This window comes from Sphingomonas parapaucimobilis NBRC 15100 (assembly GCF_000787715.1).
Classification (GTDB): Bacteria; Pseudomonadota; Alphaproteobacteria; order Sphingomonadales; family Sphingomonadaceae; genus Sphingomonas; species Sphingomonas parapaucimobilis.
The window spans coordinates 1-4483 of sequence record NZ_BBPI01000046.1 but is presented as its reverse complement, the minus strand read 5'-3'; the positions used below and the strand labels follow the sequence as shown (position 1 = coordinate 4483).

Here is a 4483-nt window from a genome sequence, read left to right as displayed (position 1 = left end):
CTCTAGCCTGAACGGGGATCGGTATATGGGGCCTGCTCCCCCACTCCGTTCCGCCCGAGCGAAGTCGAAGGCCAAAGGAATCCCAAACCGCAACGACGAAAACCCGCCGCTCCGGGGAGCGGCGGGCTTCAACCCGTCAACCGACGCGTCGCTGATTAAGCGGCGGCGGCTTCGGTCTTGGCGGCGGCCAGCTTCTTCACGACGTCGCGCTTCAGGCGACGCACGCGCAGCGAAAGCTGATCGTCCGAGGTCTTGACCAGCCAGTTGTCCAGGCCGCCATTATGCTCGACCGAGCGCAGGCCGTGGGTCGAAACGCGAAGACGGACGCTCTTTTCGAGCGAATCCGACATCAGCGTGACGTTCTGCAGGTTCGGCAGGAACGTACGCTTGGTCTTGTTGTTGGCGTGGGAAACGTTGTTACCCACCTGCCGGCCCTTGCCGGTCAGCTCGCAAATGCGCGACATGATCGTTATCCTGGTTTCAGGCAGTGCCCGGAAAGGCCGCGCCGATACCCCGTCCGGGGGGTGGCGTCAACCGATTCCCCGCAATCGCCCCTGCAATTCGCGACGATCAAGCGTGCCAATCGCCGTTGCAACTGCGCCTCGTCGGCTGCGTTGTTACGGCAACGAACCTTTGGGAGCCAGGGTCATGCGCGCTTTTCTCGTCCTGTTGGGCATTATCCTCCTGCTGGCCGCCGGTGCCATGGCGATGGGCTGGATCAGCATTGATCAGACCCGCCCCGCCGTCGTCCAGGCCCCCACCTTCCGCGCCGAAGGGCCCAAGGTGTCGGTCGGCACGACCCAGAAGACCGTCGAGGTGCCCACGGTGAAGGTCGAAAAGCCCGCCGACAACGCCCAGTAAGCGCGCCGAAGCGCCCTTGCCCGGAGGACGGGCGCGGGGCAGAGAGGGGGCGATGTTTCCGCTTCCCGCCCCGATGCGCGCCGCGCTCGATGCCGCCGCCCGGGCGGGGCTGGCGGGCGAGGTCCCGGTGGGCGCGGTGGTGGTGCAGGGCGGTACGATCATCGCGACCGGCGCCAATGCGCCCCGTCGCCTGCACGATCCCACCGCCCATGCCGAGATCCAGGCGATTCGCGCCGCCGCCATGGTGCTGGGGCGCGACCGGCTGGAGGATTGCAACCTATGGGTCACGCTGGAACCCTGCGCCATGTGCGCGGGGGCCATCGCCCATGCCCGAATCGCCCGGCTCTATTACGCCGCCAGCGACCCCAAGGGCGGCGCGGTCGAGCATGGCCCCCGCTTCTTCCGCCAGCCGACCTGCCATCACCGGCCGGAGGTTTACGCCGGGATGGGTGAGGGGGAGGCGGCAGGCCTGTTGCGCGACTTCTTCACCGTACGTCGATAACGGGAGCGTCTGGTCATGCCAGCCACCGATCGGATCGTCATCAATCCCGACGACTTTCTGGAAACCGAGCATGGCCGGGTCTGGACAGTCGAACGGAACGAGGCCGCATGGGCATGGTCCTATGCGGCGCTGGAACAGATCCTGTTGCAGCGTCCCAGGCCTGAGCGGGTCGTTCTGGTTTGCGGGGTACAGGGCTCGGGCAAGACCAGTTGGATCGCGTCCCAGCCCGTTTATCCGGCGACCGTCTATTTCGACGCGGCGCTTCCCGGCATTCGCCACCGGGCCAGGATCATCGCCATCGCAAAACAGGCGGATATTCCGATCGAGGCCGTGTGGATCGACACGCCGGTTGCCATCGCCCTGAACCGCAACGCCCGCCGCTCCGTCGACAAGATCGTACCGGAGGCCGCCATCCTGTCCGTTGCCCGACAGTTCGAGCCGCCATCGCTCGCCGAAGGGTTCGCGCACATCCTTATCCATAAGGGCGGGTAAGGCGCTTCCCATAAAAAAGGGCCCGGACGGTTTCCCGCCCGAGCCCCTTTCCAAAACCGCGAATTGCGCAACGATCAGCGCAGGTCACCCTCGCGGATCGGCACGATCTTGATCTCGACGCGGCGATTGGCGGCGCGGCCTTCCTCTGTGTCGTTCGAGGCGATGGGCTGCGACTTGCCGAAGCCGCGCGTGCCGATGCGGGCGGGCTGCACCCCGCGCGACGCCAGATAGTCGGCGACCGACACCGCGCGCTGTTCGGACAAGCGCTGGTTATACGCGTCGCTGCCGGTCGAATCGGTGTGGCCATACACGTCGATATAGGTCTGCTTATACTGCGACAGGATGTCGGCGACCTGATCCAGCGTCTGGCGGAACTGCGGCTGCACCTGCGACGAGTTGTACGCGAAGGTGATGCCCGAGGGCAGGTTCAGCAGCAGGTCGTCGCCCTGGCGGACCACCTGCACGTCGGTGCCCGCGGTGCGGGCACGCAGGTCGCGCTCCTGCTTGTCCATATAGGCACCGATGCCAGCACCGGCGAGGCCGCCGATACCGGCACCCAGGATCTTCTCGGTCCGGTCACGACGACCGCCGACCAGATCGCCCAGCAGATAGCCGCCGACCGCGCCGCCGATGCCGCCGATCGCGGCCTTGGACAGACGCTGCTGGCCCGTTTCCGGATCGGTGGTGCAGGCCGAGGTGGCGACCAGCGCGGACAGCGCGGCGGCGGCGAGGAACTTGGCGGACGTCTTCATGCGGATGACCCTTGTTAAGTTGTCGCGTCTCACACCCCGAAACGCGAACCCGATCGCGCTTGTTCCGCAAGCGATCTGAACGGAACATGACGACGGGAGTTGTCGAAGACCCTTCCGGCCCGCTATGAGCACCGCATAACGATGGCAACGCTGCCCCCCTTTCCGTGGATCGACGTCCTCATCATTCTCGCGCTTGTCGCGTTGAACGGGGTATTCGCGATGAGCGAGCTGGCGATCGTGTCGTCCCGTCGCGCCCGCCTGGAGGCGATGGCGCGCAGCGGGCGGAAGGGCGCGCAGGCCGCACTGACGCTCGCCGCCGATCCGGGCAAGTTCCTGTCGACCGTGCAGATCGGCATCACCCTGACCGGTATCATCGCGGGCGCCTATTCGGGCGCAAGCCTGGGCACGCCGACCGCCGCCCGGCTGGAGGCGCTGGGCGTCGCGCCCACCACCGCCGCGACATTGGGCTTCGCGCTGGTCATCGGCCTGACCACCTATGCCTCGCTGATCCTGGGCGAACTGGTCCCCAAACAGTTCGCGCTGCGCAAGCCCGAGCCGATCGCGGCCTTCGTCGCTGTCCCCATGCGCTGGCTGGCGGTCGGCACCGCACCGATCGTGTGGGTGCTCGATTCGACCAGCGGGGTGATCTTCAAGCTGCTGGGCCTGAACCGCGACAATGAGGATCAGGTCACGGCCGAGGAACTGCACCTGATCGTTGCCGAGGCGTCCAAGTCCGGCGTGATCGAGGAGCATGAGCGCTCGATCATCTCGGGCGTGGTGCGGCTGGCCGACCGGCCGGTGCGCGAGGTGATGACGCCGCGCACCGAGATCGACTGGCTGGACTGCACGCTGGACGATGCCGCGATCCGTGCCAAGCTGCTGGAAAGCCCACGCACCCGCCTGCCGGTGGGGGAGGGCTCGATCGACGCGGTGGTCGGCGTGGTCCAGGCGCGCGACATCGCCATGGCGCTGTTCCGGGGCGAGTCGCTCGACCTGAAACATCTGATGCGCAAGGCACCCGTGGTGATCGACCGGATCGACGCGATGGACGTACTGCTGGCGCTGCGCCAGGCCGAGGTGCCGATGGCGCTGATCCATGACGAGTACGGCCATTTCGAAGGGATCGTGACCCCGTCCGACCTGCTGGCCGCGATCGCTGGCGAATTCGCCTCCGACGCCGATCCGGGCGAAGCGCCCTCGGTGGTCGAGCGCGACGACGGATCGCTGCTGGTCGCCGGCACGATGGCGGCGGACGCGCTGGCCGACCGGCTGGGCATCGACCTGCCCGACGACCGCGATTACGCCACCGTGGCGGGCTTGGCGCTGGCGGTGTTCCGCCATTTGCCGGGCGAGGGCGAGAGCTTCGTCGAACAGGGCTGGCGCTTCGAAGTCGTGGACCTCGACGGGCGGCGGATCGACAAGCTGCTGGTCAGCGAGGCGTAAGGCGCGCGCCACTATGATAGCGGACATTCGATAGGCTGGTGGTGTTGTCCGATGGGAAATGAAGACCCGTGGTTCGTCGTCGTCTTGGGGATAATAGCCTTTCTGGTAATCGCGATCGCGACTTTTATCCCGGTCAAGTTTGTTCAAATGGCTGTTCGGGACTGGCGATCGGCTAGCAAGCGTCAGGATAGCTGACGCTCAACAGCCTGCTATCGGTTTGCCTTCGGAAACTGTCATCGCGGCACATGCCAACGCGTCAGCAGTTCCTCCACATAGGCGCCGTCAGCCAGTTTCAGGGGACGTTCATCGACCGCATAGCGTTCAAAGCCAAATCTTTCGTAAAGCTTGGCGGCTCGGATGTTCTGAAGGCCCACGTTCAGAGATACGTCTTCGACTGGCGAGTTCGCCAGCGTGATCGTCGCCTGGACTAGAG

Annotated in this window: 7 protein-coding genes; 4 read left to right on the top strand and 3 right to left on the bottom strand. The window is 66.0% G+C overall.

The genetic code is table 11. The features are described from left to right. Positions 1–155: 155 nt before the first annotated feature. The gene (gene rpmB, locus SP5_RS08940; protein WP_042487226.1) at positions 156–464 is read right to left on the bottom strand and encodes a 50S ribosomal protein L28; all 309 of its coding nucleotides are present in this window, start codon (positions 462–464) and stop codon (positions 156–158) included. Between the two features lie 184 nt (positions 465–648). On the opposite strand from rpmB, the gene SP5_RS08935 reads away from it, so the two are divergent. From SP5_RS08935 to SP5_RS08925, 3 genes are all read left to right on the top strand, one after another. Continuing rightward, positions 649–861, top strand: a complete 213-nt coding sequence (locus SP5_RS08935; protein WP_042487223.1) for a hypothetical protein — start codon at positions 649–651, stop codon at positions 859–861. Between the two features lie 73 nt (positions 862–934). Continuing rightward, positions 935–1363: a nucleoside deaminase gene (locus SP5_RS08930; protein WP_084220625.1), complete on the top strand. Its 429-nt coding sequence runs from the start codon at positions 935–937 to the stop codon at positions 1361–1363. Positions 1364–1378: 15 nt separating this feature from the next. Continuing rightward, a complete protein-coding gene (locus SP5_RS08925) occupies positions 1379–1855 on the top strand; it encodes an AAA family ATPase (protein WP_052811474.1) in 477 nt (158 codons plus the stop codon). Positions 1856–1929: 74 nt separating this feature from the next. On the opposite strand, the gene SP5_RS08920 is transcribed toward SP5_RS08925, so the two are convergent. Then, positions 1930–2607 carry a YiaD family glycine zipper/OmpA-like lipoprotein gene (locus SP5_RS08920; protein WP_042487217.1) on the bottom strand — a complete coding sequence of 226 codons (678 nt, stop codon included), beginning with the start codon at positions 2605–2607 and terminating at the stop codon, positions 1930–1932. A 141-nt stretch (positions 2608–2748) separates the two neighbouring features. Here SP5_RS08920 and SP5_RS08915 point away from each other — a divergent pair, with 141 nt between their 5' ends. Then, on the top strand, positions 2749–4050 hold the full coding sequence (locus SP5_RS08915; RefSeq protein WP_042487214.1) for a hemolysin family protein: 1302 nt from the start codon (positions 2749–2751) through the stop codon (positions 4048–4050). Positions 4051–4283: 233 nt separating this feature from the next. Here the strand turns inward: SP5_RS08915 and SP5_RS19485 are convergent. After that, positions 4284–4483: N-acetyltransferase (locus tag SP5_RS19485; protein ID WP_042487210.1), on the bottom strand; the 200-nt coding region annotated here is incomplete at its 5' end.

Coding starts and splice junctions, on each gene's coding strand:
- SP5_RS08915 (WP_042487214.1), top strand. CDS start 2,749: ATGGCAACGCTGCCCCCCTTTCCGTGGATCGACGTCCTCATCATTCTC.
- rpmB (WP_042487226.1), bottom strand. CDS start 464: ATGTCGCGCATTTGCGAGCTGACCGGCAAGGGCCGGCAGGTGGGTAAC.
- SP5_RS08935 (WP_042487223.1), top strand. CDS start 649: ATGCGCGCTTTTCTCGTCCTGTTGGGCATTATCCTCCTGCTGGCCGCC.
- SP5_RS08930 (WP_084220625.1), top strand. CDS start 935: ATGCGCGCCGCGCTCGATGCCGCCGCCCGGGCGGGGCTGGCGGGCGAG.
- SP5_RS08920 (WP_042487217.1), bottom strand. CDS start 2,607: ATGAAGACGTCCGCCAAGTTCCTCGCCGCCGCCGCGCTGTCCGCGCTG.
- SP5_RS08925 (WP_052811474.1), top strand. CDS start 1,379: ATGCCAGCCACCGATCGGATCGTCATCAATCCCGACGACTTTCTGGAA.